The organism is Acinetobacter sp. YH12069, assembly GCF_013419675.1.
Lineage (GTDB): Bacteria > Pseudomonadota > Gammaproteobacteria > Pseudomonadales > Moraxellaceae > Acinetobacter > Acinetobacter amyesii.
The window spans coordinates 1-1,272 of record NZ_VOZS01000059.1 but is presented as its reverse complement, the minus strand read 5'-3'; the positions used below and the strand labels follow the sequence as shown (position 1 = coordinate 1,272).

The 1,272-nt window shown below is 35.3% G+C and carries 1 protein-coding gene; it reads right to left on the bottom strand.

The annotated features are described in order from the left end of the window. Positions 1 to 19 precede the first annotated feature (19 nt). Positions 20 to 1,174, bottom strand: coding sequence for an IS4 family transposase (locus tag FTU16_RS16405; protein ID WP_180163695.1), 1,155 nt, complete (start codon positions 1,172 to 1,174; stop codon positions 20 to 22). Positions 1,175 to 1,272: the final 98 nt, after the last annotated feature.

Genomic DNA, 1,272 nt, shown 5'->3' with positions numbered 1-1,272 from the left:
CACTGCTGTCCCACAAAAATCACAAGAGGAACCTCAATTGAGGTTCCTCTTGTTTTATCACCCTCTTGTCTGGTGAGAATAGCGATTTCAAATACTTCCTTTCGAATAAGTTCACTTGGATAATTCTTAACATTCGTTGAACAGTCCAACCCTCTTGAGCCAGATGCTTTGCAAAACTCACCAATAAATATGCAATTAAAGCGATCCATATTTGCGTTAATATTGCATTTCGACTGCGACCAATAAATGCTTTCAATTTTAGATTTTGTTTGATCGCTTTGAAGAATAATTCCACTTTCCAACGATCTTTGTAAATAGCCGCTATTGTTGATGCTGCTAAATGAAAGTTATTGGTTAAAAATTCAAACGTTCTCTTTTTGTCCTTATCATAAAATTCGATACGTCTTAATAATTTAGGTGCTCCACGTTTTTTTGCGTAAGCACTACTTAATTCAATATTTTCATCCGCAAGAATTCCTTTGCAAGTTAGTATCTTATTCTTTGATTTTACTTGATAGACTGTTTTAGGACGTAATCGTGTAACAAAACTGACTTTCCGATCCGTCATTTCTGCAAACCATTGATAGTCAACATAACCTTTATCAAATACCACAATACTCCCTGATGGAAATTTGAAAGGTCTTCCTTGCACCATATCATTTTCTATTCCATTTCCAAGCGCTACAAACTCAGGAATGGTATTACTATGATTTAATCCTACTGTGAGTTTTATACTCGCTTTTGATTCATGTACTTTTCCCCACGCACATAGTGAAAGTGATAAATCGATATGACTGGCATCAAGTGAATACAATGGATTCTTAAATCGAAATTTATGAGCAATTTTAGAATTTTCACAGTGCTTAAGTAGGTTGCTAAAAAGTTGTTGGTATAAACTAGCAGGTTGTTCTTCGTTAATTCTAGCAAGTGTACTTCGTGCAATCTTCTTAGCACCAAGGTGATATAGCTTTTCCTGTTGAGATTCCAGATTTGACTGAATATCTCTTAAACTTTGTCTGCAAGAGAGTTGGGACATAAGCATCGCAATGAATTGATCCCATCGAGTTGCAGATCGTAGCTTTTGCCCATGATGGTGTTGATTTGCTAAACGTTCAAAATCCTGTCTTAAAATAGGCTTGAGTAATTGATGAAATACGGTATTCTGATGTGACAAAACCTGAATCCTTTATAGTTGAAGTCTTTGTTAGCACTTACATTTTAACTATTTTGGACTCAGGTTTTTTATTTAAGTCAAACTATGGGACAGCAGTG